28 protein-coding genes and 1 tRNA gene are annotated in these 25,293 nt (G+C 56.0%); 5 read left to right on the forward strand and 24 right to left on the reverse strand.

The genetic code is table 11. The annotated features are described in order from the left end of the window. Positions 1-4: 4 nt before the first annotated feature. Genes ACP6EK_RS08260 through larC form a run of 3 tightly spaced genes read left to right on the forward strand, consistent with a single transcriptional unit; the run spans position 5 to position 2,497 of the window. A complete protein-coding gene (locus tag ACP6EK_RS08260; protein WP_438315199.1) occupies positions 5-535 on the forward strand; it encodes a TlpA family protein disulfide reductase in 531 nt (176 codons plus the stop codon). Between the two features lie 13 nt (positions 536-548). Then, complete coding sequence (larB, locus tag ACP6EK_RS08265) at positions 549-1,304, forward strand: nickel pincer cofactor biosynthesis protein LarB (protein WP_438315202.1); 756 nt, start codon at positions 549-551, stop codon at positions 1,302-1,304. 41 nt (positions 1,305-1,345) lie between these two features. Beyond that, entirely contained in the window at positions 1,346-2,497 is a 1,152-nt protein-coding gene (gene larC / locus ACP6EK_RS08270; RefSeq protein WP_438315205.1) for a nickel pincer cofactor biosynthesis protein LarC, read from the forward strand. Here larC and ACP6EK_RS08275 read toward each other — a convergent pair. The 17 genes from ACP6EK_RS08275 to ACP6EK_RS08355 form a co-directional block, all read right to left on the reverse strand. Further along, positions 2,494-2,697: a hypothetical protein gene (locus ACP6EK_RS08275; protein ID WP_438315208.1), complete on the reverse strand. Its 204-nt coding sequence runs from the start codon at positions 2,695-2,697 to the stop codon at positions 2,494-2,496. The genes larC and ACP6EK_RS08275 overlap by 4 nt on opposite strands. Before the next feature lie 12 nt (positions 2,698-2,709). Next, positions 2,710-3,432, reverse strand: a complete 723-nt coding sequence (locus ACP6EK_RS08280; RefSeq protein WP_438315210.1) for an ABC transporter ATP-binding protein — start codon at positions 3,430-3,432, stop codon at positions 2,710-2,712. After that, positions 3,429-4,208 carry an ABC transporter ATP-binding protein gene (locus tag ACP6EK_RS08285; RefSeq protein WP_438315213.1) on the reverse strand — a complete coding sequence of 260 codons (780 nt, stop codon included), beginning with the start codon at positions 4,206-4,208 and terminating at the stop codon, positions 3,429-3,431. Before ACP6EK_RS08285 ends, ACP6EK_RS08280 begins: the two co-directional genes overlap by 4 nt. After that, entirely contained in the window at positions 4,201-5,268 is a 1,068-nt protein-coding gene (locus ACP6EK_RS08290; RefSeq protein WP_438315216.1) for a branched-chain amino acid ABC transporter permease, read from the reverse strand. The genes ACP6EK_RS08285 and ACP6EK_RS08290 overlap by 8 nt, the downstream gene beginning before the upstream one ends. Next, positions 5,265-6,158, reverse strand: coding sequence for a branched-chain amino acid ABC transporter permease (locus ACP6EK_RS08295; RefSeq protein WP_438315219.1), 894 nt, complete (start codon positions 6,156-6,158; stop codon positions 5,265-5,267). Before ACP6EK_RS08295 ends, ACP6EK_RS08290 begins: the two co-directional genes overlap by 4 nt. Positions 6,159-6,205: 47 nt before the next feature. Beyond that, the gene (locus ACP6EK_RS08300) at positions 6,206-7,324 is read right to left on the reverse strand and encodes an ABC transporter substrate-binding protein (RefSeq protein WP_438315222.1); all 1,119 of its coding nucleotides are present in this window, start codon (positions 7,322-7,324) and stop codon (positions 6,206-6,208) included. A 45-nt stretch (positions 7,325-7,369) separates the two neighbouring features. Next, entirely contained in the window at positions 7,370-8,095 is a 726-nt protein-coding gene (locus ACP6EK_RS08305; RefSeq protein WP_438315225.1) for a metallophosphoesterase family protein, read from the reverse strand. After that, positions 8,096-8,710 (reverse strand): V-type ATP synthase subunit D, encoded by a 615-nt coding sequence (locus tag ACP6EK_RS08310; RefSeq protein WP_017889116.1) that lies wholly within the window; start codon positions 8,708-8,710, stop codon positions 8,096-8,098. Next, the gene (locus tag ACP6EK_RS08315; RefSeq protein ID WP_438315228.1) at positions 8,707-10,104 is read right to left on the reverse strand and encodes a V-type ATP synthase subunit B; all 1,398 of its coding nucleotides are present in this window, start codon (positions 10,102-10,104) and stop codon (positions 8,707-8,709) included. Before ACP6EK_RS08315 ends, ACP6EK_RS08310 begins: the two co-directional genes overlap by 4 nt. After that, entirely contained in the window at positions 10,097-11,878 is a 1,782-nt protein-coding gene (locus tag ACP6EK_RS08320) for a V-type ATP synthase subunit A (RefSeq protein ID WP_438315231.1), read from the reverse strand. Before ACP6EK_RS08320 ends, ACP6EK_RS08315 begins: the two co-directional genes overlap by 8 nt. A 5-nt stretch (positions 11,879-11,883) precedes the next feature. Then, complete coding sequence (locus ACP6EK_RS08325) at positions 11,884-12,213, reverse strand: V-type ATP synthase subunit F (protein ID WP_438315234.1); 330 nt, start codon at positions 12,211-12,213, stop codon at positions 11,884-11,886. Continuing rightward, positions 12,206-13,213 carry a V-type ATPase subunit gene (locus ACP6EK_RS08330; protein WP_438315236.1) on the reverse strand — a complete coding sequence of 336 codons (1,008 nt, stop codon included), beginning with the start codon at positions 13,211-13,213 and terminating at the stop codon, positions 12,206-12,208. Before ACP6EK_RS08330 ends, ACP6EK_RS08325 begins: the two co-directional genes overlap by 8 nt. Continuing rightward, positions 13,210-13,806, reverse strand: coding sequence for a V-type ATP synthase subunit E (locus ACP6EK_RS08335; RefSeq protein WP_438315238.1), 597 nt, complete (start codon positions 13,804-13,806; stop codon positions 13,210-13,212). Before ACP6EK_RS08335 ends, ACP6EK_RS08330 begins: the two co-directional genes overlap by 4 nt. Positions 13,807-13,818: 12 nt before the next feature. Then, positions 13,819-14,295: a V-type ATP synthase subunit K gene (locus ACP6EK_RS08340; RefSeq protein ID WP_438315241.1), complete on the reverse strand. Its 477-nt coding sequence runs from the start codon at positions 14,293-14,295 to the stop codon at positions 13,819-13,821. A gap of 15 nt (positions 14,296-14,310) precedes the next feature. Beyond that, complete coding sequence (locus ACP6EK_RS08345) at positions 14,311-16,272, reverse strand: V-type ATP synthase subunit I (protein ID WP_438315244.1); 1,962 nt, start codon at positions 16,270-16,272, stop codon at positions 14,311-14,313. Continuing rightward, entirely contained in the window at positions 16,259-16,585 is a 327-nt protein-coding gene (locus tag ACP6EK_RS08350) for a hypothetical protein (protein WP_438315247.1), read from the reverse strand. The genes ACP6EK_RS08345 and ACP6EK_RS08350 overlap by 14 nt, the downstream gene beginning before the upstream one ends. A gap of 342 nt (positions 16,586-16,927) precedes the next feature. Next, positions 16,928-17,425: a hypothetical protein gene (locus ACP6EK_RS08355; protein ID WP_438315250.1), complete on the reverse strand. Its 498-nt coding sequence runs from the start codon at positions 17,423-17,425 to the stop codon at positions 16,928-16,930. A 108-nt stretch (positions 17,426-17,533) separates the two neighbouring features. Between ACP6EK_RS08355 and ACP6EK_RS08360 the strand changes: the two genes are divergently transcribed. After that, on the forward strand, positions 17,534-18,022 hold the full coding sequence (locus ACP6EK_RS08360; RefSeq protein WP_438315253.1) for a flavodoxin family protein: 489 nt from the start codon (positions 17,534-17,536) through the stop codon (positions 18,020-18,022). Here ACP6EK_RS08360 and ACP6EK_RS08365 read toward each other — a convergent pair. Genes ACP6EK_RS08365 through ACP6EK_RS08395 form a run of 7 tightly spaced genes read right to left on the reverse strand, consistent with a single transcriptional unit; the run spans position 17,985 to position 24,846 of the window. Further along, a complete protein-coding gene (locus tag ACP6EK_RS08365; RefSeq protein WP_438315256.1) occupies positions 17,985-18,671 on the reverse strand; it encodes a DUF429 domain-containing protein in 687 nt (228 codons plus the stop codon). The genes ACP6EK_RS08360 and ACP6EK_RS08365 overlap by 38 nt on opposite strands. Beyond that, positions 18,652-20,052 (reverse strand): amidophosphoribosyltransferase, encoded by a 1,401-nt coding sequence (purF, locus tag ACP6EK_RS08370; RefSeq protein WP_438315259.1) that lies wholly within the window; start codon positions 20,050-20,052, stop codon positions 18,652-18,654. The genes ACP6EK_RS08365 and purF overlap by 20 nt, the downstream gene beginning before the upstream one ends. Further along, on the reverse strand, positions 20,045-22,255 hold the full coding sequence (gene purL, locus ACP6EK_RS08375) for a phosphoribosylformylglycinamidine synthase subunit PurL (RefSeq protein WP_438315262.1): 2,211 nt from the start codon (positions 22,253-22,255) through the stop codon (positions 20,045-20,047). The genes purF and purL overlap by 8 nt, the downstream gene beginning before the upstream one ends. Continuing rightward, positions 22,236-22,952 carry a phosphoribosylformylglycinamidine synthase subunit PurQ gene (gene purQ, locus ACP6EK_RS08380; protein ID WP_438315264.1) on the reverse strand — a complete coding sequence of 239 codons (717 nt, stop codon included), beginning with the start codon at positions 22,950-22,952 and terminating at the stop codon, positions 22,236-22,238. Before purQ ends, purL begins: the two co-directional genes overlap by 20 nt. Position 22,953: 1 nt before the next feature. Next, positions 22,954-23,208 carry a phosphoribosylformylglycinamidine synthase subunit PurS gene (gene purS / locus ACP6EK_RS08385; RefSeq protein ID WP_438315267.1) on the reverse strand — a complete coding sequence of 85 codons (255 nt, stop codon included), beginning with the start codon at positions 23,206-23,208 and terminating at the stop codon, positions 22,954-22,956. 11 nt (positions 23,209-23,219) lie between these two features. Continuing rightward, the gene (locus ACP6EK_RS08390) at positions 23,220-24,422 is read right to left on the reverse strand and encodes a Gfo/Idh/MocA family protein (RefSeq protein ID WP_438315270.1); all 1,203 of its coding nucleotides are present in this window, start codon (positions 24,420-24,422) and stop codon (positions 23,220-23,222) included. Continuing rightward, positions 24,415-24,846, reverse strand: coding sequence for a hypothetical protein (locus tag ACP6EK_RS08395; protein ID WP_438315272.1), 432 nt, complete (start codon positions 24,844-24,846; stop codon positions 24,415-24,417). Before ACP6EK_RS08395 ends, ACP6EK_RS08390 begins: the two co-directional genes overlap by 8 nt. Positions 24,847-24,881: 35 nt before the next feature. Between ACP6EK_RS08395 and ACP6EK_RS08400 the strand changes: the two genes are divergently transcribed. Continuing rightward, positions 24,882-24,969 (forward strand) — tRNA-Leu (locus ACP6EK_RS08400). The last annotated feature ends 324 nt before the right edge of the window (positions 24,970-25,293 follow it).

A 25,293-nucleotide genomic window follows, 5' to 3' on the forward strand; every position in this document is an offset into this window, starting at 1 on the left:
CGCCGTGAAGAAAGGTCTTGTGGTGACCATTCTGGGGCTTCTTGTTGTGTTACTCATGCGCTCTTTCCCGGCAGAAGCATCTGTGCGGAAGCTCCCCTCCTTTCGGCTCTACACGCTCAGGGGAGAAGAGATTCCCTTTCGCCCCCCTTCTTTAGCGATTCTCTTCTTCCTCGACCCTGAGTGTCTTTTTTGCCTTGCCGAGCTCGTAAAGCTCTACGAACGCACAGAGGACCTTGGGGGGAAGGTTCTGCTCTACCCGGTGTGCTTGCGATGCGATTTCCGGGATGCAAAGCGTCTTGAAGACTCCCTGGGAGGAAAACACACCATTTACCTCGCCCACCCTCTTCTTCCTGCACTCCTCGGGATCTGGGAAACCCCTGTGCTCTTTCTCGTGAATACAGAGGGTCGGGTCCTCTATCAGGCCAAGGGTGAGATTGCGTGGGACGACCTTCAATCCCTCCTCTCTGCAAAGAACAACGAGCGTGGTCCTTCTAGGCAAAAAAAGGATTCCTGCGTCATAGGTCTGTGTTCCTGAAAGGAGGCCGGGTATGGATGTTTTTCCGCTTCTTGAGCGTGTTGCGAGGGGAGAAATCTCCCCGCAGGAAGCGTATGGCATTCTGAAAAATCTCCCCTTTGCGGACCTTGGTTTTGCCAAGGTCGACCATCACCGGAACCTGCGAAAGGGTTTCCCCGAGGTTGTGTACTGTCCAGGGAAGAGCCGGGAGCACCTCCTGGCCATCCTGAAAGACCTGGCAGAGCGTGCCCCGAACTTCCTCGCCACCCGTGCAGACCAGGAAACCTATGAGTTCCTCCGGCAACACCTCCCCTTCCTCTCCTTCCATCCTACCGCCCGCCTCATCTTCGCCGAACGGGAGCCCCGACCCAGAATAGGGAAAATCGTCGTGGTCACCGGAGGAACAGCGGATATTCCCATTGCTGAAGAAGCGGCCATTACCGCGGAAATCGCCGGGAACCACGTGGAACGCCTCTTTGACGTTGGTGTTGCAGGGATTCATCGTCTTCTGGCTCATCTCTCGGTCTTTGAGGGTGCCAATGCGGTGATTGCCGTGGCGGGCATGGAAGGGGCGCTTCCGAGTGTTCTCGCGGGTCTTGTGAGCGTCCCGGTCATTGCCGTCCCAACGAGTATCGGATACGGAGCTCATCTTTTCGGTCTCGCGCCACTTCTTGCCATGCTTGCAAGCTGCGCACCCGGAATGGCAGTGGTCAACATCGATAACGGATTCGGTGCGGGGTTTTTCGCTCACCTCATCAATCAGCTTGCAGAAGGGAGGAAAAGACCCTGAAGGTCCTGTACCTTGACTGCTTTTCGGGTATAAGCGGGGACATGTTCCTTGGAGCACTCCTTGATCTTGGGGGCATCGACGTCCCCTCCTTTGTCGCCTCACTCCACGAGTTCCTCCCCCTGTCTTTTGCCGTGGACATCAGAAAGGTGCACAGAAAGGGAATTGTAGCGACCCAGGTGGTGGTTTCTGAACCTAATCCCCCAAAGGAGCGAAGGGCCAGAGACCTCTTTGACCTCCTCACTGGGAGCCCCCTCCCTGAAGCCCTGAGGGAGAAGGCCCTGAAGATTCTTTGGAGAATCGCCGAGGTTGAAGGGAAAATCCACGGCCTTCCGCCAGATGAAGTGCACCTCCATGAAATCGGAGGAGGAGACACCTTAGTGGACATTGTCGGGACCCTGTACGCCCTTGACCTTCTCGGGGTACAGGCGGTGTACGCTTCACCGGTCCCCACGGGAAGGGGATTCATCCACACCGCTCATGGAGTTCTCCCCGTCCCCGCTCCGGCCACCCTAGAGCTCTTACGGGGCGTTCCGGTGTATACCGGGACTCTGGAGGGGGAACTCACCACGCCCACGGGAGCAGCCCTTGTGTCTTCTCTTGCACAGTCCTTTGGGCCATGTCCCTCCCTTGTGGTTCAGGAGGTGGGGTACGGGGCAGGAATGCAGGACCTCGAGGTTCCCAATGTCCTCCGAGTGATTCTCGGCGAAAGGGAGGAAAGGGCGATTCCCGAAAGGAACGTTCTCCTTGAGACCAACATCGACGATATGTCACCGCAGATTCTGGAGTACCTGACCGAGCGCCTTTTTCAGGCCGGAGCCCTCGATGTCTTCGTTACACCCATTTACATGAAAAAGCAGCGCCCTGCTTTCACCCTGTCCGTGCTCTCGCCCCTTTCCCTTGCGCCCCTTCTGCGAACGATTATCTTCGAGGAGACGACCACTCTGGGCATTCGGGAGTATGAAGTCACCAAATGGGTGCTCCCCAGGACGGCGACGGAGATTCCCACCCCCTGGGGAACCGTTCGGGGAAAGGCGGTCACAAAACACGGGAGGGTGGTGATTCTCCCTGAATACGAAGACTGCAAAAAAATCGCTGCTCAGACAGGCTTACCTCTCCAGGAGGTCCTCAAAATAGCACAGGAGAGCGCATCCAGGGAAGGGGTGCCTACTCCGGGGCACCGGGAAAACCACTAACCCTCACACGACCCGCCACAGGGCTTGCCGCACTTCAAGCACACAAGCTGAGCAAGGTACGCCTCTTCCTCGTCTTTTGTAAGGTATCGGTTCCGGACTCTTTTGTCGAGAATCCAGGGCCAGCGGGCAATCCTCTCGGCAAAAGGAGTTCGACATACTTCTTCCATACCCTTGTCCCGGTATTCTCCACGGGCTTCCATACTCTCGACCTCCTACTCCTCCCCAAGGTAGGCCTTTCGCACTCGCTCATCCTCAAGAAGCCTTTTCCCCTCTCCTTCCAAGGTAACGCGTCCCGTTTCTAGCACGTAGGCATAATGAGCAATCTCCAGGGCCGCCCTTGCGTTCTGCTCAATAAGGAGAATGGTCACCCCGCTTTGGAGCAGTTCCTGGACGATATGGAAGATCTCCCGAACAAGCAAAGGCGCAAGACCCAGTGAGGGCTCATCCATCATGAGGAGTCTGGGGCGAGACATCAAGGCCCTGGCAACGGCCAGCATCTGTTGCTCGCCCCCGCTCAGGGTTCCTCCTTTCTGCCAGGTTCGTTCCCTCAGGCGGGGGAAAAGCGAAAACACCCATTCGAGATCCCTCTTCAAACTCTGGTGGTCCCGGCGCGTGTAGGCACCAAGGAGGAGATTCTCCATGACGGTGAGATTCGGGAAAATCCGGCGTCCTTCGGGAACCATAGCGATGCCCATCTCCACAATGCGATGGGGTGATTCCTCAGTGATGTCCTGCCCTTCAAAGAGAATCCTCCCTTCCCTTGGCCGGACAAGCCCGGAGATAGTTCTCAGAGTCGTGCTCTTCCCGGCACCGTTGGCGCCGATAAGGGCCACGATCGTCCCCCGGGGGACGAAGAGGCTCACACCCTTCAGGGCGTGGATTCCCCCGTAGAAGACGTGGAGATTCTCAATCTGGAGCACGGCATCGCTTCTCATGCACTCTGGACCCCCAGATACGCCTCGATCACCCGCGGGTCTTTCTGGATTTCCTCCGGCGTCCCCTCGGCGATCTTGAGCCCAAAATCCATAACCGCCACCCGCTCACAGATGCCCATAACGACCTTCATATCGTGCTCAATGAGGAGAATGGTCAGCCCGAAATCCCGGCGAATTTGCTCGATAAACCGCATGAGTTCAAGGGTCTCCTGGGGATTCATTCCCGCTGCAGGCTCGTCAAGAAGGAGGAGCTTCGGCCTCGTTGCCAGCGCTCGGGCAATCTCCAGACGCCGCTGTTCCCCGTAGGGCAGAGCCTGAGCCTCCTCATGAGCCACATCCGCAAGCCCTACTGCCTCAAGGAGCGCGTACGCCTCCTGGTGGAGCTTCTCCTCTGTACGCCATGTGGCAGGGAGGGAAAGCATGGTTTCGAGGAAAGAATGGGGAAAACGGACGTGGAACGAGACGAGAACGTTCTCGAGAACGCTCAAATGCCCGAAAAGGCGAATATTCTGGAATGTCCGGGCGATGCCCAAAGCGGTGACACGGTCCGGGGAGAGGCCGGTAATGTCCTTCCCGTAGAAGAAGACCCGACCACGGGTGGGGAGATACTGACCGCTCACGATGTTGAAGACCGTGGTCTTTCCCGCCCCGTTCGGTCCAATGAGTCCCACAAGGTCCCCTTCCCAGAGGGTGAGAGAGAAGTCGTTCACCGCCACAAGCCCTCCGAAAGCGATGGTCACACGGTCGATCCGGAGAACTTCTTCTCGCTCAGGCACGGGCCTTCCTCCCAAAAAGCAAACACAACACGTCCTCAAAAGAGAGCTCTCTCTGCCCAAAAAGCCCTCTCCGGTAGAAAATCATGAGGACCACGAGGATAACCGAGAAGACCACCATCCGCATCCCGGGGATTCCGGGAAAGGTCCAGGAACCAATGGTGTGAGGAGCCTCAACCTCCCGCAGTAGCTCCTGGAGAAAAGCAAAGAGGATTGCGGTTACCGTTGATCCCGTGATACTTCCAAGGCCTCCAAGAACGATGATGATAAGGAGATTAAAGGTCATACTGAAGGTGAAGAGCGTGGGCGAGACCGTACTGATGAGGGTGACAAAAAGCCCTCCCGCAACTCCAGCAAAAAAGCCGCTGAGCACAAAGGCCAGGAGTTTGTGGCGAAAGAGGTTCACTCCCATGGCCTCAGCGGCAATCTCGTTCTCCCGGATGGCCTTCAGAGCCCGGCCAAAACTTGAGTTCACCAGATTTTTCACCACAAAAACCGTCCAGAAAGCCCAGTTCGCCGTCCACCACAGATTCGTATACTCAGGAATTCCCTTAATCCCAAGAGCACCATTGGTGATTGGAATGAGGTTATTGGCCAGAACAATCACGATTTCTCCAAAACCAAAGGTTGCTATGGCCAGGTAATCCCCCCGCAGGCGAAGCGTGGGAATACCGATGAGCAACGCAAAGAGCGCTGCCAGAAGCCCCCCAAGAAAAAGCGCCACGATAAACAGCGAGGGAGGAAAGGAAAAGGCGTTCAAAGGCCAGATTAGAGGCTGAAGGAAGTACACCTCCTTCTTCTGGGCCAGAGGAAGCATGAGCAGGGCCACCGTGTACCCCCCAATGGCCATGAAGGCGTTGGGCCCCAGGGAGAACTGACCGGTGACACCGTTCACGAGATTGTACGCCACCGCCGCAACGACGTAAATGCAGGCAGTGTTGAGAATTCGAATGAGATAAGCGTTGAGGTATCTTTCAGCCAGAACCACACCAAGCACGAGGAGACCGAAAAGAAACACCGTGAGGAAGAGGCGACAGCGCGCTGAAATCTTTTCCACCGTCATACCTTCTCCCTCACCGCCTCACCCATGAGGCCACCAGGGCGAACAAGGAGAAAAACAATGAGGATGGTGAAGACAAAGGCATCCCGGTACCCCGTAAGACCTGGGAAAAAGGCCACGATCAGGATTTCTGCGAGGCCAATGATGAATCCCCCAAGCATTGCCCCAACCACGTTCCCGACGCCACCCACGACCGCAGCGGTAAAGGCCTTCCATCCAGGGAAAATGCCCATGAGAGGATTAATCTGGGGGTACTTGCACGCCCAGAGCACCCCTCCAATCCCGGCCAAAGCTGAACCCAGAGCAAAAGTGTAGAGGATAATCCGGTCGACATCGACCCCCATGAGACGCGTTGTTTCCATATCCCGGGAAACAGCCCGCATGGCTATGCCGATTTTCGTCCGATACACAATGTAGAAGAGAACGAAAAGAATGAGGATGCTGATGACGGGGACCCAAAAGGTCACACCCTGAATGCGGGCTCCAAGGAGGACGTAGACGTTTTTCATAAGGTCTGGTCGTGGGAAACCCTTGGGTCGGGCACCCACCGTTACGAGACCAAAATTCTCGATGAAGAAGGAAACGCCCACCGCGGTGATGAGCGCCGATATCCGGGGGGCATTCCGGAGAGGACGGTACGCCACCCGTTCAATACTCATACCCACAACGGCACAGAGCGCCACCCCTATGAGGACCGAAAGCCACCAGGGGAGAAGGAAAATGACCATCATGAAGAAGGCAAAGTATGTCCCGAGCATGAAGACATCGCTGTGGGCGAAATTAATGAGGCCCAGGATACCATAGACAAGGGTGTACCCAATGGCCAAAAGAGCGTAAAGACTTCCCACTGAAATGCCATTCATGAGTTGCTGGAAAAAGGTTGCCCAGCTCATAGCACCTCGGGGAAAAAGGGGCAGGTTGATCCTGCCCCTTTTTCGGTTCACTCGACAGTCACCGTCTTCACGAAGACGAACTTTCCACCCTCAACTTTCCTGACAACCACAGGCTTTAAGGCATCCCCGTTTTCGATGGTCACCTTTCCGGTAACCACATCGAGATTTTCGGTGTCCTCAATGGCTTCCCGAATCTTCACAGGATCAGTGGATCCAGCGCGTTCGATGGCGTTGATAAGGATGAGATACGCATCAGCCCCGAGGGCTCCGAACATATTGGGATCCTTTCCGAATTTCTCTTTGTAGAGGTCGATGTACTTCTGACCGATGTCGTTGAGGCCTCTCGTGGCATCCCATATGGCGGTATGGTACAGACCCTCTACAGCATCGCCTCCTACACTAAAGAGTTCGGGAGCATCCGCTCCGTCAGCGGAGAGAATGATTCCCTCATACCCCAGGTCTCTGGCCTGCCGGCAGATAAGGGCGATTTCCGTGTAGTAGTTGGGGACATAGAGAAGGTCGGGGTTAGCGTTGATGATGGTGGTGAGCTGTGCCGAGAAGTCCTGATCACCGGTTTTGCAGTGCTGCTCAACAATGACCTTCCCGCCTCGCTTTTCAAACTCCTCCTTAAAGAAGTTCCCTAAAGCCACGCAGTAGTCCTGGGCGATGTCCGAGAGAATAGCCGCAGTTTCCGCCTTCAGGTCCTCGCGGGCAAATTGCGCCGCAGCCGCCGCTTGATAGGGATCGAGGAAGCACGCACGAAAAACGAATTTCTTCCCCTGGGTGACGAGGGGGTTGGTCGCGGTAGCAGAAATAATGGGGATCTGCTTTTCCTCACATATTGGACCCGCCGCAAGCATGCTGCCACTTATGGCAGGGCCGATGATCGCCACAACGTTTTCCTTGTCGATGAGCCGCGTGGTGGCGTTGGCTGCCTCGACCTTATCGCTCTTGTTGTCAACTAAGACGAGCTCTACTTTTTTCCCGAGGGCTGTGTCACCGACAATTTCCCGAATGAGGTTAATACCCTCCCAGATCATCTGACCGTACGCTGCCACAGCGCCAGTCATTTCGAGGTTTGCCCCAATACGGATGGTTTCCTGAGCAGACGCTACTCCGCTCAAAAGGAGTCCGACACAGAGCACAACCGCAAAAAGCTTTCGCACAGACACTCCTCCTTTCCTTCCTTTATTAGGCTAAAGGTACCACTTTCAGCCTCCCACTTCAAGACGGTACGCCAGAACTTCCGGAAGACCGGCGAGGAGAATCTTACGCGCTGCAGCGCGAACGTCGTACGCCACTCGCTGAATGACTACCCGCCGTTCTTCCACGAAAAAGAGCCCGAAACTCGCTTTTGGGTTTCCGTCCCTTGGCTGCCCCACACTTCCGCAGTTTACGAGGTACCTCTTGCCCTCCTCAAGCAAAAGTTCCCCACCCTCCAGAAAAACAATGCGCTCTGTTCTCTTCCCGTCCCACACATATCCCTCAGCCACATGGGTGTGACCAAAAAAGCACACCGAGAAGCCCTGTTCCTCGAAGAGCTCCCGGGCCTGCCAGGGGTCAGTGATGTACTCGTCAACAGGAGAACGAGGGCTTCCGTGGACAAAGAGGCACCCGTAATCTTCAAAAAAGGGTGGAAGGTTTCCGAGGAAGGAAAGACTCCCCGGACCCAGATGCTCCCTGGTCCAGAGAATGGCCGAAGCGGCAAAAGGGTTGAACCAGGAAACGGGCAAGAGACCGAGGATGCAGGCTTCGTGATTCCCAAGGGTAGCTCTTGCCCTTTTCTCCCGTACCCATTCCACACAGCGTTCTGGCTCTGCGCCATATCCGACAATGTCTCCGAGAACAACGACTTCGTCGTCCGGAGAGAGTTCCTGCGCCACCGCCTGCAGGGCGTCAAAGTTCCCGTGGATATCTGAGAGGATCGCAATCCGCAACTACGACATCGACCCCTTAATCCGCATAATCCCCGTGATGGCGGAACGGGCGAGCTCCTCAAGCTTCAATTGAATGTACTTGATGGTCTCCTCGAGGTTGGGGATGAGCACGTACTCCAGAGCGTTCACCCGACGGCGGGTTTTCTCAATCTCCACGGCCAGAAGCTCAATGGTTTTCTCGGCTTCGGCAAGGCGAATCATGAGGGGCAGCACCCGGGAAAACAACCGGAACGCTGTATCGAGCTCTGCAGGAGTGTGCACCACGCCGTAGGCGTACGGGTCTCCTTCAACCTGAACCTCAAAGTGGGGAACCCGGACCCCAGTGAAGTACCTTGTACGAACCTCAAGGAGCAGTCGCTGCTGGGACACAAGGGTAACGAGCTCCTTGTCTTCTTCAGAGAGCATGAGGGAGGCAATGTTCTGCGCCTCAAAGGCCTTGACGATTTCCCTCTCAATCTCCCGACGGAGGTTGGCATTCTCCCGCACAACTCGGACGAAGTCCTGAATGAGCGCGTCAAGCTTGTCTTTGAGGAGCTTGTGCCCTCGCCTCGCCATCGCAAGGCGGTTTCGGAGCTTCATGAGCTCCATGCGATTGGGATTGACATTGAGTCTCATGGAGCCTCGGCTCTCCTCTCCTGCCTTTTTCCGTAGAACCGCTCAAGGTACTCGTCGCGGATACGCTTGAGCTCCTCCCGCGGGAGCATGCGCAGAAGATCCCAGCCGATTTCCAGCGTCTCTTCGATACTGCGATTCTCATACTCTCCCTGTTGCACGAAGCGTTCCTCGAACCGATCGGCGAACTTCATGTAAAGGCGGTCGAGTTCAGTGAGAGAGGCCTCTCCGAGGATTGTGGCAAGCTCTGCAGCCTCTCGCCCGCGGGCATAGGCGGCGAAAAGCTGGTTCGCCACATCGGCATGGTCATCCCGCGTTTTGCCCGGACCGATGCCCTTGTCCCGAAGCCGGGACAGAGACGGAAGAACGTCGATGGGAGGGTAGATACCCTTCCGGTGGAGCTGGCGACTCAGGATAATCTGCCCTTCGGTAATGTACCCCGTGAGGTCAGGGATGGGATGGGTCTTGTCGTCTTCGGGCATGGTGAGAATGGGAATCTGCGTAATGGACCCCTTTTTCCCTCGAATTCGGCCCGCGCGCTCGTACATCGTGGCTAGGTCAGTGTAGAGGTACCCGGGGTATCCTCGCCGTCCCGGAACTTCTCGACGGGCAGCGGAGATTTCCCGAAGCGCCTCGCAGTAGTTGGTCATGTCCGTGAGGATGACGAGAACGTGCATGTCAAGCTCAAAGGCCAGAAACTCTGCAGCGGTGAGCGCCATACGGGGAGTGATGATCCGTTCCACTGCCGGGTCACTGGCAAGGTTGACGAAGAGGACGGAACGTTCTATGGCTCCCGTGTTGCGGAGCTCCGAGATAAAGTAGTTGGCCTCTTCGAAGGTAATGCCCAATGCGCCGAAGACAACGGCAAACTTCTCTTCCCCGCTCAGCACCCGGGCCTGCCGGGCAATCTGGGCAGCCAGACGGGCATGGGGTAGCCCTGAACCCGAGAAGATAGGAAGCTTTTGTCCCCGCACAAGGGTGTTCAAACCGTCGATGGCTGAGATGCCTGTCTGGATGAAGTCTGTGGGGTAGTCTCGGGCAACGGGGTTTATCGGGTTTCCGTTGATATCAAGCCGGGCATCAGGGACGATTTCCGGTCCACCGTCTATGGGGACTCCCGAGCCGCTGAAAATTCGCCCGAGAATATCCGGGGAAACGGGGAGTTCCATCACCCTTCCTAAGAACCGAACCTTGCTCTGCCCGATACCGATGCCCTCGGTTCCCTCGAAAACTTGCACCAGAGCCTTGCCCCTGCTGGTCATGAGTACCTGGCCCCGACGCCGGGTTCCATCCTGGAGCTCAATTTCCACGATTTCCATGTATCGAGCGTCTTCAACCTGCTCCACGGTGAGCAGAGGTCCTGCCACCTCGGAAATGGTCGTGAATTCCTTATACATTGCTCTCGACCTCACCCCTGAGCTTTGCGCTGAGTTCCTCTTTGATGTCCTCCTCAAGCCTTTCAATTCGCTCAAGTTCTGACTCCGGAATGTACTTCATCCGCCCAATTCGCTCTCGAGCAGGGATACTCAAAACGTCCCGGAGCGACAGCCCTTGCTCCAGAGCCCTCATACCCTCACGGTAATAGGTGAGGATCACCCGGAGCATAAGGTACTGCTTCCGGAGTGAAGTGAAGGTGTCCACCTCGTGGAAGGCATTTTGCTGGAGGAAGTCCTCGCGAATCGACCGGGCAACCTCGAGGATGAATCGCTCCCGGAACGAAAGGGATTCAACGCCAACAAGGCGCACAATCTCCTCAAGCTCGGCCTCCTGTTGGAGAATACGCATTGCTAAAGCCCTGTTCTCGGAGAAATCCGGGGCGACGTTTTTCCTCCAGTACTCCTCAAGGTGCTTGAGGTAGAGAGAGTAGCTAATCAGCCAGTTGATAGCCGGAAAATGCCTTTTGTACGCCAGACGGTCCTCAAGACCCCAGAAGACCTGCACCACACGCAAGGTGTTCTGCGTCACAGGCTCTGAAAGGTCGCCTCCCGGAGGGGAAACGGCACCGATCACTGAGAGAGAACCAAAACGACCGTCTTTCCCAAGGCACTGGACCTTTCCGGCCCGCTCGTAGAAGCTTGCGATACGGCTTCCGAGGTATGCCGGAAAGCCTTCGTCTCCCGGCATTTCCTCAAGGCGCCCTGAAATTTCCCGCATGGCCTCCGCCCACCGGGACGTGGAATCCGCCATAAGGGCAACTCTGTATCCCATGTCCCGGAAGTACTCGGCAATGGTGATACCGGTGTAGACAGATGCCTCCCTTGCAGCTACAGGCATGTTTGACGTGTTGGCGATGAGAACCGTCCGCTGCATGAGCGGCTCTCCAGTGTAGGGGTCGATGAGCTCGGGAAATTCGATGAGCACATCGGTCATCTCGTTCCCCCGCTCTCCACACCCGATAAAGACGATGACGTCCGCATCGGACCACTTGGCAAGCTGGTGCTGCACAACCGTCTTGCCACTCCCAAAAGGTCCCGGAATACAGGCCACGCCTCCCTTGGCGATGGGGAAGAACGTATCGATGACCCGTTGCCCTGTAATGAGCGGCTCATCGAGCTCAACCTTGCGGCGGTATGGACGGGGCGTCCGCACCGGCCAGCGCTGCATGAGAGTCACGGGGATTTCTTTCCCGCCCCGCTCAATAACCGCAATGACATCCTCCACGGTGAAGGAACCTGCCTGGATTTCTCGAACCCGTCCCCATACCCCCGGGGGAACCATGATCTTATGGACAATGGTCTTTGATTCCTGGACGATTCCTAGGATGTCGCCCGATGCAACCTCGGTCCCCGAAGTCACCAGGGGTTCGAAATCCCACTTCTTTGAGCGATCAAGAGCCGGAAGCTCCACTCCCCGGGCGATGAAATCGCCTGCCCTCTCCCGGATGAGCTCAAGCGGCCGCTGAGTCCCGTCAAAAATCCTCCCAATGAGTCCCGGCCCGAGCTCAACGCTCAAAGGTTCGTAAGTCGACTCGACGGGTTCTCCGGGACGAAGGCCAGCCGTTTCTTCGTACACCTGAATCGTCGCTTTGTCTCCCCGGATGCCGATGATTTCTCCAACCAGCCGCTTCTCACCAACCTTTACCATGTCGTACATCTTGGCCCCGGGAAGACCGACTGCCACAACCACCGGACCGTTGACACTCAGAATGGTTCCTCTCTGAACGTCCTTCATGGCGATTATTCCTCTCCCTGAATCATGATGCTACTCCCAATGGCCATCTCGATAAGCCTTCGGACAATATCCCCACCTTTGCCCACTTCAGCACTGCTTGTGGGAATGGCGCAGATGACCGGCAGCGCCTCCCCGCGAAGGTCCTCGAAGTGGGCCTTGATGGCGTCGTAGAACCGCCACTCGGTGAAGATGATGGCGTACTGGTTCTTCCGCAAGGTGGGAAGGAACGCAGAGAGTTCCTCAAGGGTTCGGGCAGGGAAAACATCAAAACCCATGCCCCGGAAACACAGGGTCCTCTCTTCCCCACCAACAAAAGCAAGATACGCCCTACTCATAGTAACACTCCCGGAGTTTCCGCCGGAGAACCTCCCCTTCAAGGCCAAAGTATTTCCCCTCAAGGAGGATGCGGAGATTCCTCACATCGATGGACTTGGCGAAGAGGAAACCGAAAACTGGCTCAGGGCCAAAAGTTTCCCGCCGGTACTGGCGAACCCACACGAGGAGATGGTTGTCCATTTTTCGCTCCATCTCCGCAAGGTAGGACGGGTCATTGCGAAACACTCCCTCCTCAGGGAGAACAAAGGCAAAACCGAGGTACTGCAGGTACTCCGGAACCTTGTCCTCAGGAAGCACACCAAGCTCCAGGAACTCCTTCTCCCCAAGAAGGGTATTCTCAAAGTATAAAAGACGAAGGGCATCGGGCTTCCTCTCTTGGTAACGGGCACGAAAAACTCCCCGCAGAAGCGAAAACACAAGGAACGCATGGTACCACTTCCTGAGGGGGCCCTCGGCACGCCCGGCGAGCCTGTACACTTCCTGCAAAAAGAAGCGGTCAAGGATGAACTCCACACCCTGGGCATTCCCCGGATGGCCTTCGAGAAACTCCTGGACCTCCTGAAGCGTCCGGGCCAGGGCGGCGGGGAAATACTCACCGACTTCTCCACCAAGGAAACGAAGGACTTTTCGGACATCGAAAGAGGCAGGATACGTCTTTTCCAGGGGTTTCTTCACCATGAAATGCTTCACCGCAAGTTTCACTGCCGTTACGTCAAACCAAAGAAGGAAGAAGGCGGTGACATCCTCACCACTCGGCTGCTTCGCAAAGTCACTCACCAGGCCAAAGAAATGGTCCGTCAGTACCCTGTCGATGGTCTGGGGCGTGGGGAGAATCCCCTGAAAGGCTTCACCAAGGTAAGGAACCTCAGCCATCACCCGAAGGGCCTGTTCCAGGTCCTCAGCACGAAGAAGTGCCTCAAGAAGCCTCGGGTACAGAAGGCTTCGCTCAAGCACCCGTACCCGACCGATGAGGTAGGCGTAATCCTTGCTCACACTCATACCTCGACACCCTGGAAAAGCGCAAGGAGCACATCACGTTCGTTGCTCCGGAAGAAGTCCTCAAGGAGCGTGCGGAAGCTCAGGTCAACGGCCACGCCGCCCTTTCTGAGGAGCAGGCCCCGTCCACTCTGGCCTTCAAGCACTCCACCAAAGGAGAGATGGTACCCCAGGCTCCTGTTGACCTCTTCCACGAACTGGGGCCCCAGGCGCCTCGCCTCCTCGGGGAACATCCACACTTCCTCGTCACCGCTCTCCACAGAACGAGAGAGCACACCCTTCCACCAGGATGCGTACTCTGTTTCGACGGCTGCAAGAAGACGAGCTTCGAGTTCCCTCCAGAGCATCTGCAAAGCTTCCTGTTTGACTTTAGCCAGTTCATTCCTGCCCCAGAGTCTCGCCTCTGCAATCATTCGCTGTGCCTCGAGCTCAGCCTCACGCTTTTTGCCTTCAAGAAATGCGGCCACCTCTTTCTCCAAGGCTTCTTTTGCCCTTTCTTTCCGCAAGGCCGCTTCTTTCCGAGCATTCCCAAGGATGGTCTCTTTTCGGGACGCCGTTTCTTCTTCAATACGCCTCAGAATATCCTCAAGAGGCATGTCCTCACCCTCTCAGAGCTTAATGGAGTTGAGGAGAAGGATTGTCGCAAGGAGAGACAAAACGGCATACGTCTCAACCATTGCCGGGAGAATGATGGCCTTCCCGGTTTCTTCAGGACGGCGAGCAATAAGGCCAATGGAGGCCGCAGCGGTCTTCCCCTGAGCAATGCCGGAGAGAAGCCCCACAATGGCGACCGGAAGACAGGCGAACATAATCTGCATTCCCTGGGCAACAGTCACCGAAACCGGTGTTCCTCCAAAAAGGCCAAGCTTAATGAGCACCCAAAATCCTGCAAGAAGCCCGTAAATGCCCTGTGTTCCGGGAAGAGCCTGAAGGAGCAGTACCTGCCCGAATTTTCCAGGATCCTCGGTCATAACCCCTGCGCCGACCTGCCCGGCAATGCCAACACCTATCGCCGAACCGATACCTGCAAGACCAATGGCCAGCGCCGAGCCAAGCAGTGCAAAAACCAGTCCATCCAAAAGCACAGGCAACAACCCCCTTTACTGTACTTTAACGTACTTTGTCCTGTAGCTGAAGGGCTGGAACTCTTTCCCTCCGTTCTCGTAGAACTTCGTGAAGAACTCCACATACTGCAGACGAGCTGAGTGCACAAAGGCTCCGAGGCTGCTCATAACCAGGTTGAAAACGTTGAAAAGTAAAGCCACAAAAAGCCCAATGAGCCAGCCGATATACGGAGAACCCCCAAAGAGCACTCCCAGGGTTCGGGCAAGGATGGCGATAATGGAGCTTGAGAGGCCCAGGGCGAAAAGTCGGGAATAGGAGAGAACGTCCCCAAGGTAGGAGATGACTCCATAGAGGCTCAGTATTCCTGAGAGCACCTTCATGACGGGATTCTTCTTCTGCCTCCCCTGAGTAGCCACAAGGAACAGCGCCGTCCCCACAAGAAATGGCAGGGCAAAGGGCTTCAGCAAGGCAAACTGCGTTGATCCGATATAGACCACAATGGCAAGGAGAAAGGCAAACCACCCGAGCTGGTCCATGATGGCCGAGGCATAGTTCTTCCTTCGCCACTCCTTGACGAAGCTCACGAAAAGCCCCACGAGCACCTGCACAAGCCCAAGCAGGAGGGAAAAGACGAGCATGGGCAGGGGATTTGTGATCGGGTCAATGATGGTGAGCGACCGCTTGAAGCTCGTTACAGCACTTAAGGCCTTCGGCAGGTGGTCAAAGGTATCCCCAAGCCAGGAACCCGTTCCCATACCCACGAGGATGGAGGCTACTCCACCCCAGCCAAGCATATGGAAGAAACGCTTTGTGCCCTCGGGGACTTTCAAAAACCCTGGGGCCAGAAATCCAAGAAGTGCCAGGATAAGACCGTAGATGACGTCTCCAAGACAGATGCCAAAAAATAAGAAGAAAAAGGGAGCCAGGAAAGGCGTGGGGTCGAGTTCCCAGTAGTTCGGAAGACCGTAGAGTCTTGTCAAAACCTCGAAGTTCTTTGTCCAGGAACCGTTCCGGAGATCTACGGGGACGTTCTCACCCGGTTGCGGATCCCTTGAAAACAGCACCCATTCGTTCCCCAAAGCCTTCAGGGATTGTTCAAGCTTTCCCATATCTTCAGTGCGTGCCCACCCGCTGATGACCACGGTCTCCCTGGTATGGAGGATTTCCTGTTCTTTCCGCCGGCGCTCAAGAAGTGAGGCATAGTAATCGTAAGCAAGCTTCAGGTCCCGCTCAAAACGGGCATACAGGGCCGCCTTTTCAAGGAGCTTTTCGCGCTCTCTGGTAAGCTCCGCCATGCGGGCTCTAATTCTCTCGCTGGCCTCCTTTGGGGTTCCCTCAAAAGCCTGAGGCAACACCACAGGGGTAGCACCAATCTCCTGGAGGACTTCCTCAAGATGAAGCAGGAAGTCCCGATGGGCAACGAGGAAAACAACCACATTTCGCCCCCGAGAGGGGAACGTTTCACAGAACCAGAGCGAGCCCCGTTCCCGGAGCTTCGACTCAAGGTGTGCCTTTTTCTCCGGGGGGATTTCGAGAAGGATACTCCGGGTATAACGGGTTTCCCCAAGATCCTCAAGAGGAATGGGAAGGTGTTCGAAGCGGCTCAGAAATTCAAGGTGCGCCACCAGACGGTTGAGCGTCGTTCGGATTCCGTTCAGCTGTTCTTCAAGAGACGCACAGGCCCGGTATACCGGACTGTGGTTAAAACGGCACTGGAGGAATTCTTCCTTTGTGACCTCCAGGGGCTTGGGGAAGAACGATTCAAGAAAGGAAGGCTTGTCCTGGCGATATCGCTCCAGGAAATCAAGGCAGTACCGGATTTCGCCTAAGGTTCGCTCGATCTCTTCCGTAGCAACTGGGGGCTTCTCGCTTTGGAGGGCAAACTCCTCTTCCACTGCAATTTCCAGAACCCCGAGATCCTGCAAAAGCGCAAGGATTTCCGCTTCCTTCTCGCGGTGAGCAACAATGCTCACTCGCTGCATGCTACTTATGGGCATAGGCCTTCTGCACCTTCCTCACAAGCTCTTCAGCAACCCTTGGTACCCGTTCCATGAGGGTTGCTCTCAACCTCTGGGCCCTCTCTTCAAATGCTTTCCGAATACCCTCGGCTTCCTTCCCTGCCTCAGCGAGAATGGCTGTCTTCAGCTCTTCGGCTTTTCGCATCGCCTCCTGGAACATTTCCTCCCGGAGGCGAGCAACCTCCAATTCTACCTGACCGAGAATCCTCGATGCTTCTCGTTCCGCCTCCCGAATCTCCTTCTCCTTCTCGGCTTCAAACCTTCGAATGCGATCCACAACTTCCCCGATCATGGCAGGAACCCCCGAAGCAAAATTCGGAGAGTATATTACCAGAAGGACCAGTCTTTGACAAGAAATAGTACAGGTTCGAAGCGTCAACTTATTGTTTTTGAAAACCCTCTCCATGGCTTCATTTCCTGATCTCCCTTCCTTTCCCTCACGCATTTTCATGTCACAGGGACCCAGGACATACTTTGGGTCAAGGCCTTAAGGGTCATACGCAGAGCACTCACCGGTTCTCGCATCACCGGGATGGTGTTCGAGATCTCCCGGAACACCTCTTTCCCCTCTCCTGCTCTTCCTTGATGGTCTCAGGGGTCATGGTGAAGGGAGGGAGCTTCTTCCTTTGGGTTCTCAGAACGTCACGCCGCACTGAGCACCGTTGAATTTCAAGGTTTCAAGAGCCATGGGATGGTAGGAGAGTTGAGCTGAAAGGGTAGGCTTCCATGGGCCTCGGCACTGACTGCAACCTGGGAGTTTCTGGCATTCTGGATTCCTTCCGAGTTTCCGGAGAGGTACCTGCAGAGGTCTTCCAGTTCTCTTATTGTGGACCAGCTGCTTCACCACCTCAGAGCTGACGGTGCATTCTTTGTTTTGGGGAAGGATTGCTCTCTGGTAGGAGAGCTCTGTGGCCCTCTCGAGGACCAGGGCTAAACCAACCTGGTCATCGAGGAGGTACCGGTATTCCCGGGTTTTCTTCTTCCGGTAGCAGGTCCTCCTTGAGGCGACATCCCCAAAGAGGGTGAGGTGGTATTCACGGCCCAGAGCTTCTCTGCAACCTCCTGGAAATCCATCCTCTCCTCCAGGAAGTGGAGAGAAAATTCCAAAATCCTCTGGAACTCTGATACCCATGGGGCCTCACCTCCAGGGTCAAGACTCCTTCCATACTCTGAGCGGTACGATTTGTTTTTTCAGGCCGGAATCCCTACAATAATCATCAAAAGAGAAGGAGGCGATACGATGAAGGCGCTTGTGCTCTACTATTCCCGAACAGGAGTGACGGAGAAGATGGCCAGAACCATTGCCCAGTCTCTGCAGGAAGAGGGATTTCCTGTGGACCTCTTCAATGTTACTCAGTTTCCCCTCGAGACTCTGCCCTCCTACGACCTCATCATCGTGGGTTCTCCGACGTACTACGGAACCATGGCAGCGGAAGTAAAGAAATTCCTCGACGAGAGTGTGCGCTTCCATGGAGACCTCGAGGGAAGAATCGGCGGAGCCTTCGCCTCCTCGGCAAATCCCGCAGGGGGCAACGAGACCACCGTCCTTTCCATTCTTGAAGCCCTGCTCATCCACGGAATGGTCGTTAAGGGGATGTCCGAGGGGAGCCATTACGGTCCTGTGGCCATTGAGGAATTCGACAGGCGGGCGGAAGAAGAGTGCCGAACGTACGCCAGAGATCTTGCCCGTCTCACGAAGGCTCTCCGGTCCAGAAAGGAAGGACAATAAAACCTTCCTCATCTCCAAAAGTTCGCAGCGCATCCTTTCCATACTGACCGGCGAAAAGGGCCGTACAGGCGCAGAGAAAAGCGTCAAAGCGGTCCTTCTTCCCCGGGGAAGGACACAGGCAGGCCGAAAGGCATTCTTCAAGGTTCTCAATATGCAGGGGGGAACCTTCCCCCCTGAAGAGTTCCCCGAGTTCCCGGAAACGCCTGAACCTGTAGAGGGCAAGTCCTGTGTTTCCGAAAAACCCGAGGATGGAGAGGGGAGGAAAGACCTCAAGGGCGTGCCGGTGCTCCTTTGAGAAATCAAGGGAAAGGGAGAAGTTCCGTCTCACACTCTCCCAGAAGGGGAGGAGCGCCGGGTATCTCTTGCGGGCTATGCTGAGGTTGATAGGCAGAACGCCAGAGTGTCTTCGACGAAGCCAGGGAAGAAGTTCTTTCTCTGCGGCCCGCAATCCTTTCTCCACGGTCACAAGAAGCGGGGCATCAAAGGCAACAATGCTTCCGGGGGGAAGGGCACGGAGGTATTCCTCCCACTCCCTAAGGGTCACAAAGGAAAAGAATTCCCTCCACAGGCACTTCTTTTCCCGCTCAAGGACGCACACCCAGGAAGGCCTCCGAAACCCCCAGGCCAGGTCAACGCCGAGGAACTGCACGGGCTATCTCCAGAACGAACTTTCCGATGTCCTTTTCCAGGGGAACAGGGTATTCCCCGGTGAAACAGGCAAAACAGTACTGCTCTGCAGGCGGCATGAGGCTTTTCTGTAACCCCTCAAGAGTGATGTACCGGAGGCTGTCAAGGCCGAGGAACTTCCGGATCGCCTCAAGGTCCATCCGTGCGGCAAGAAGCTCGTCTCTTGTGGGAAAGTCGATGCCGTAGAAGCAGGGAAAACGATGCGGGGGAGAGCTCACCCTGAGGTGAACCTCCTTGGCTCCTGCTTCCTTGAAGGTGGCGATCCTCTGGGAGGAGGTGCTCCCCCGAACAACTGAGTCCTCGATGATGATGACCCGCTTCCCCCGGATGAGGTTCCGCAGGGGGTTCAGCTTGAGCCTTACACCCAGGTCACGGAGATCTTGAGTGGGCTGAATGAACGTCCGGCCCACATAGGGATTCCGCACAAGGGCAAATCCAAGGGGAATGCCTGAAGCCTCGGAGAACCCCAAAGCGGCGAAGAGCCCGGAGTCTGGCACAGGAACTACCATGTCCGCCTCACAGGATTCCCCCTCTGCCAGGGCCATACCCATGCGTTTCCGTGCCTCATAGACGTGGTTACCGAAGACAGTGCTATCGGGACGGGCAAAATAGATGAGCTCGAAAACGCAGAATGCCTTTCTCGAAGAGTAGGCATAGAAAAACGAGCGGGGGCCGTTCTCATCGATGACGAGCATCTCTCCCGGTTCAATCTCCCGGAGGAATGCCGCTCCCAGGACATCAAACGCACAGCTCTCAGAGCTCACGAGATACCCCCCGTCAAGTCTCCCAAGGGCAAGGGGTCGAAATCCCCAGGGGTCTCGGACAGCCACAAGGGCATTCGCAGAGAGAATCCCCAGGGAAAAAGCTCCCCGCACCTGCCAGAGAGCTTCCTTCAGTGCATCTTCAAAGCCCTCAAAGGAACTCTGGGCGACAAGATGCAGGATGAGCTCTGTGTCCATGGTCGACTGGAAAACAGCTCCCTGCCTGCTGAGTTTCTTCCAGAGCGTCAGGGTGTTCGTCAGGTTCCCATTGTGGGCGATGGCCAGGGTCCCGAACCGGCATTCCCCCACAAAAGGCTGGACGTTCCTCAGAGAAGAGGAACCGGTTGTGGAATACCGGACATGCCCCAGGGCAATGTGCCCGGTGAGCTTGTGGAGGCTCTCCGCGTCAAAAACCTCGCTCACAAGACCCACACCCTTGTGCTCCCGAAAGCTCCTCCCATCCGAAACGACAATCCCTGCACCCTCCTGACCCCGGTGCTGCAGAGAGAAAAGGCCAAGATAGGCAACCTCAGCGGCATTCTTAAGGCCATAGACTCCAAAGACACCGCACTTCTCATGCATACTTTGCCAGCGCTCCCTCCCAAATCCTTAGAGCCTCGGCAACCGGGACAGAGAAAAGTACCTGGGAACCTCGCCGGAACACGAGATGATCCCCTCCAACGCGACCAAGAAGGACACAGGGAATACCCCACCCCTTTGCCCTTCCAGCAATCTCTTCAAAACACGCAGGACTGACACTGGCGAGGGCTCGCCCGCAGCTTTCCCCAAAAAGCAGGACGTCTTCCCGGAGTCCCCCAAGGGGAGCAAGATCCACCTCAACCCCAAAGGCCCTTTCTCCTGAAAGGGCAGCTTCAGCCACGGCAATGGCCAATCCCCCTTCACTGACGTCACAGCAGGACAGAAAGAGCCTGTCTTCGATGCACTGGATGAGGAATTCCTGAAGGCGCTTTTCAAACCCAAGATCAAGCGAGGGAGGAGGACCGGCTTCAATACCGTGGACAACGCGAAGGTACTCGCTTCCCCCAAGCTCTTTTTTGGTTTCCCCAAAAAGGAGCACAAGGCTCCCTTCCTCTGAGAAACAGCCCCGCAAGGCCCTGGTCACATCCTGCACGATGCCCACCATGCCGATGGTTGGGGTGGGATACACAGCTCCAAGGGGGCTCTCGTTGTAGAAGGAAACGTTTCCGCTTACCACCGGGATTTTAAAAAACCGGCAGGCTTCACTCAAACCCGAAATGGCAGCGACAAACTGCCAGTAGCGATCCGGCTTCTCAGGATTGCCAAAGTTCAGGCAATCCGTAACACCGGCAGGACGGGCTCCACAGGCTGCAAGGTTTCTCGCCGCTTCGGCCACCGCAATCTGCGCTCCCCTGTAGGGATCAAGATAGCAGTAGAAGGGATTGCAATCTGTGGTCACCGCAATCCCCCAGGGTTTCCCTTTCACCCGAAGCACCACCGTTCCCGTCCCTGGAAGGATGACGGTATTGGTCTGCACCATGTGGTCGTACTGCTCGAAAATCCATCGTTTTGAGGCAAGATTGGGGGAAGCGAGGAGTTTCTCGAAGGCTTCCCGGAAGTCCCCGGGAAGAGGAACATCGTCAAGGGCAAGGCTGTTGACAGCATCAAGGTAAGCCGGTCGTACCCTTTCAGGAGTGTACACCGGAGGTCGCACAAGTTCTTTCGCAGGGATATCGGCTACGACCTCACCATGGTACCGGATGGTCACCCGTCCGGTATCGGTAACCCGCCCGATTACCTCGGCCTCAAGGCCCCACTTCCTGAAAATGCTCCGGATCTCCTCCTCGTGTCCTTTTGCAACGCAAAGGAGCATCCGTTCCTGGGACTCGGACATCATGATTTCCCATGCTTCCATTCCCTCTTCCCGAACGGGTACCCGATCAAGGTCAATATCAACCCCACTCCCCCCCGAAGCGGCCATCTCGCTTGAAGAGCAGGTGAGCCCAGCCGCTCCCATATCCTTTATGCCCACCACAAAGCCTGTGGCCAGGGCCTCAAGGGTTGCCTCAATGAGGCACTTCTCGGTGAAGGGATCGCCAATCTGCACGCTCGGGCGCTTCTCTTCGTTTTCGGCAAACTCCTGGGATGCCAGGATGCTGCACCCACCAATACCATCCCGTCCGGTTCTGTTTCCCACGTACAGAATAGCGTTCCCAACACCCTGGGCTCTTGCCCGGGCGAGTTTCTCCCGAGGGGCGATACCAAGGCACATGACGTTAACCAGGCAGTTCCCCCGAAAAGCCGGATAGAACCACACTTCTCCCGCAACGGTGGGAACGCCCACACAATTCCCGTACCAGGCAATCCCCTCCACCACCCCTCGCATGACGTACCGGGAACGGGGATCCTCCAAAGGCCCAAAGTGAAGTGAGTCAAGGCAGGCAATGGGACGAGCACCGCTTCCCAGAATATCCCGGATGATTCCCCCAATTCCCGTTGCAGCGCCCTGCTTTGGCTCAATTTGAGAGGGATGGTTGTGGCTCTCCATCTTGAAGACAATCGCCACGTCGTCGTAAACGATGCCGCCAGCGTCTTCTCCCACAAGTACCTCAAAATGACCTTCACGAGGCAGAAGCTCAAGCCACTTCCGGGAATGGGGGTACCCGCAGTGTTCAGACCACTCCACCGAGAACATGGCGATTTCCGTGAGCGTGGGAATACGGCCGAGAATGGCAAGAATCCGCTCGTACTCTTCTTTTCGGAGACCCAGCTCCCGGGCCACCTTTTCAAGTTCCACAACGTGCATGTCGCTTCTCCTCCAGCCATTTCACGACGGAAAGGAAAATCCTCTGCCCATCGGTAGAGCCAAGGAGTTCCTCAGAGGCCCTTTCTGGATGAGGCATCATTCCCATAACGCAGAGATTCGGAGAAACAATTCCCGCGATGTTGTTCGCCGAACCGTTGGGGTTCCAGGCTTCTTCCACCTCACCCGAGGGACCACAGTACCGGAAGAGCACCTGTCCTCTTCGCTCCAGCTTGATAAGCTCGTCTGGAGGGAGAAAGAAATTCCCCTGGTAGTGGGCAATGGGAATGCGGATAACCTCTCCCGGGGCAAAGAGAAGGGTGAAGGGGGTGTCCGTACGCTCCACCCGGAGGAAAACGTGCCGGCAAATGAACCGCCCATTCCGGTTGGGAAGAAGCGCCCCAGGGAGGAGTCCGCTCTCAAGGAGAATCTGGAATCCGTTGCAAATGCCAAGGACAATACCCCCCGAAAGCGCAAAGTCCCGCACTGACCTCATAATGGGAGAAAACCGGGCGATGGCTCCGGTTCTGAGATAATCACCATAACTGAATCCCCCGGGGAGGACCACACAGTCGCATCCCCGGAGGTCTCTATCGCCGTGCCAGAGGAACACCACTTCCTGCCTGAGCACATCTCGGAGAACGTAGAAACAGTCGTAGTCACAGTTTGAGCCTGGGAAGACCACAACGCCGAAACGCATCTCACCGAATCTCCTGAACCTCGAAGGTATACTGTTCAATAACCGGGTTGGCCAAAAGCTGGTCGCACATTTCCCGGATCCTCCGTTCCGCCTCTTCTTTTGTCTTCGCCTCCAGAGTAACTCTAAAGTACTTCCCCGTTTCTACCTCCTCGACTTCGCGGTACGAGAGGGCATGAAGAGCATTCCGAATAGTCATTCCCTGGGGATCGAAAACCCCAGGCTTAAGCGTAACCACGACCTTTCCGCAGTACTTCATCGCTTTCCCCCTTACTCATACGTGATTGCCTCTCGCCTCCCGGAAGCAGCCGAACGGAGAATAGCATCGCAGACGACCGCACACCGGTACCCATCTTCGAAGGTCGCCCCGTACGGAGCAATGTCTTTTCCACAAACAATAGCCTCAAGGAAGTGGGCAATGGCATGGACAAAGGTGTGCTCCCAGCCGATGATGTGCCCATGGGGCCACCAGTGCTCCCAGAAAGGATGGTAACTTTCGGTCACCAAAACATTGTGGAAACCCTGGATGGTCTTGGGTTCCTCCCCTACGCGGTAAATTTCAAGCTCGTTCAGGCGCTCCAGGTTGAAGACAATGGTTCCCTTGGACCCGTTGATCTCGATAACCTGGTGATTCTTCCTCCCCGCACAGAAACGGGAAGCCTCAAGCGTCCCGATAGCCCCGTTGGCGAACTCGACAACGGCGGCGAAGGCATCGTCAACCGTCACCGGTACCCTCTTTGAGGGGTCATCAGGGGCAGGACGCTCTTTGATGAACGTGCGGGTCACCGCGCTCACCGCGACGATTTCCCCCACGAGGAACCGCGCAAGGTCAATGATGTGGGACCCAAGGTCCCCGAGCGCCCCGGACCCGGCGACGTTTCTGTCAAGCCGCCACACCGCAGGGAAATTCGGGTCCATAATCCACTCCTGGAGGTACCGTGCCCGGAAGTGGTAAATCTCCCCAAGCTCTCCAGAGGCGATGAGGTCCCGGGCAAGGCGAAGCGCAGGAACAAAGCGATAGTTAAAACAGACCATGGCTTTGGCCTGAGAGTTCTTCGCCGCTTCCCACATCGTCTTTGCTTCTTCCGCCGTCCCCGCCAGGGGTTTCTCACAGAAGACGTGTTTTCCTGCTTTGAGGGCTTCCACCGAAGGCTCAAGGTGCAGGGAATTCGGCCCACCATTGTCGAGAATCTGTACCTCAGGGTCCTTGATCATCTCCCTCCAGTCCGTGTAGTACTTCCTGTACCCGTAACGTTGCATGGCCTCCTTCACCGCGGCCTCGTTCCTTCCGCAAATGGCCACAAGTTTCGGAATGGCCACAGGGGGCCAGAAGATGTAAGGGTACTTCTTGTACGCATTCGTGTGAGCCTTCCCCATAAAGGCATATCCCAGCATGCCAATACCAATTTCTGGAATCTCTCCTCCCACTCCCTTAACTTCTCCCATGGCGACAAATCCAACCTTTTCACTCATCTTCGTTCCCCCTTTCTCTGTAAGGATTGACCTCTCCAAGGAGCTGCATGATACGGTCCGCGATCTCCCCTATTTCTTCCTCTCTGAATCCCGAGAGATCCACAATGAGAGAGACCGTGATGAAATCCAGGTCTTTTCCCACACTGGGAAGCGCGATGTGGTTTAGACCTTCCTCCTTCAGTCTTCTCTGTAGGTGGTGGGCAATTTCCAGCGCCTGTTCTTTCAGGTGTACGTACTTTGCCATATCCTCATCGGCGAGGACAAAGCCGACTTCTGCCGCATCCCCCCGCACTCTGATGAGGGCAAACTCCCCAAAAGGGTAGTGCTCCTCGATGTACAGCCGAAAAAGCCTTCCTTTGGGTACAGGAATGGTCCTCCCTCCCGGGGATATTATAGCATTGCCCCGGGTGGAACTCCTTGACAAGGAAAGGGAAATATTTTATTGTTTATCTTGCCCGTGCCGAAGTGGCGGAACTGGCAGACGCGCTGGAATCAGGCTCCAGTGAGCGTAAAGCTCATGCGGGTTCGACTCCCGCCTTCGGCACCAGAGACAGGTTGTGTCCTTGAGTTCCCCCTTTTCCTTGCTGTGGTTCTGGTCTTGACGTGATCCCAGACGTATTCTGCTTGTCAGGGTCTGGGCCTCCCCTCTCCGCGTCGACATCCATTCTTTGTTAGGCTTTTCCCTGAGACCGAGTTTCCCCCGAGGTGGTGATGGTACCGGACCGCCCGGACACACCATCACCATGGACACCCAGAGTAAACCCATCCCCGGGCTCAAGGAGATAGCCGTAGAGAAGCTCTGTGACATCTTCAAGGAGGTTTTCTGATGGCGTTGCCGTCAAACTGTTGTCAAAAAGGGGTTCTTCAGGGC

The sequence above is a fragment of the Candidatus Caldatribacterium sp. SIUC1 genome, from assembly GCF_051549785.1.
Lineage (GTDB): Bacteria > Atribacterota > Atribacteria > Atribacterales > Caldatribacteriaceae > Caldatribacterium.

Excerpts from the sequence above, each read along its gene's own strand:
- purL (WP_438315262.1), bottom strand. The coding sequence starts at position 22,255 with ATGCACGTTGTGGAACTTGAAAAGGTGGCCCGGGAGCTGGGTCTCCGA.
- ACP6EK_RS08335 (WP_438315238.1), bottom strand. The coding sequence starts at position 13,806 with ATGCCTCTTGAGGATATTCTGAGGCGTATTGAAGAAGAAACGGCGTCC.
- purF (WP_438315259.1), bottom strand. The coding sequence starts at position 20,052 with ATGCATGAGAAGTGCGGTGTCTTTGGAGTCTATGGCCTTAAGAATGCC.
- ACP6EK_RS08330 (WP_438315236.1), bottom strand. The coding sequence starts at position 13,213 with ATGAGTGTGAGCAAGGATTACGCCTACCTCATCGGTCGGGTACGGGTG.
- ACP6EK_RS08295 (WP_438315219.1), bottom strand. The coding sequence starts at position 6,158 with ATGAGCTGGGCAACCTTTTTCCAGCAACTCATGAATGGCATTTCAGTG.
- ACP6EK_RS08345 (WP_438315244.1), bottom strand. The coding sequence starts at position 16,272 with ATGCCCATAAGTAGCATGCAGCGAGTGAGCATTGTTGCTCACCGCGAG.
- ACP6EK_RS08280 (WP_438315210.1), bottom strand. The coding sequence starts at position 3,432 with ATGAGAAGCGATGCCGTGCTCCAGATTGAGAATCTCCACGTCTTCTAC.
- ACP6EK_RS08390 (WP_438315270.1), bottom strand. The coding sequence starts at position 24,422 with ATGAGTGAAAAGGTTGGATTTGTCGCCATGGGAGAAGTTAAGGGAGTG.
- ACP6EK_RS08360 (WP_438315253.1), top strand. The coding sequence starts at position 17,534 with ATGAAGGCGCTTGTGCTCTACTATTCCCGAACAGGAGTGACGGAGAAG.
- purQ (WP_438315264.1), bottom strand. The coding sequence starts at position 22,952 with ATGCGTTTCGGCGTTGTGGTCTTCCCAGGCTCAAACTGTGACTACGAC.
- ACP6EK_RS08325 (WP_438315234.1), bottom strand. The coding sequence starts at position 12,213 with ATGAGTAGGGCGTATCTTGCTTTTGTTGGTGGGGAAGAGAGGACCCTG.
- ACP6EK_RS08320 (WP_438315231.1), bottom strand. The coding sequence starts at position 11,878 with ATGAAGGACGTTCAGAGAGGAACCATTCTGAGTGTCAACGGTCCGGTG.
- ACP6EK_RS08275 (WP_438315208.1), bottom strand. The coding sequence starts at position 2,697 with ATGGAAGCCCGTGGAGAATACCGGGACAAGGGTATGGAAGAAGTATGT.
- ACP6EK_RS08315 (WP_438315228.1), bottom strand. The coding sequence starts at position 10,104 with ATGTATAAGGAATTCACGACCATTTCCGAGGTGGCAGGACCTCTGCTC.
- ACP6EK_RS08355 (WP_438315250.1), bottom strand. The coding sequence starts at position 17,425 with ATGGGTATCAGAGTTCCAGAGGATTTTGGAATTTTCTCTCCACTTCCT.
- larB (WP_438315202.1), top strand. The coding sequence starts at position 549 with ATGGATGTTTTTCCGCTTCTTGAGCGTGTTGCGAGGGGAGAAATCTCC.
- ACP6EK_RS08290 (WP_438315216.1), bottom strand. The coding sequence starts at position 5,268 with ATGACGGTGGAAAAGATTTCAGCGCGCTGTCGCCTCTTCCTCACGGTG.
- purS (WP_438315267.1), bottom strand. The coding sequence starts at position 23,208 with ATGAAGTACTGCGGAAAGGTCGTGGTTACGCTTAAGCCTGGGGTTTTC.
- larC (WP_438315205.1), top strand. The coding sequence starts at position 1,346 with ATGTTCCTTGGAGCACTCCTTGATCTTGGGGGCATCGACGTCCCCTCC.
- ACP6EK_RS08310 (WP_017889116.1), bottom strand. The coding sequence starts at position 8,710 with ATGAGACTCAATGTCAATCCCAATCGCATGGAGCTCATGAAGCTCCGA.
- ACP6EK_RS08350 (WP_438315247.1), bottom strand. The coding sequence starts at position 16,585 with ATGATCGGGGAAGTTGTGGATCGCATTCGAAGGTTTGAAGCCGAGAAG.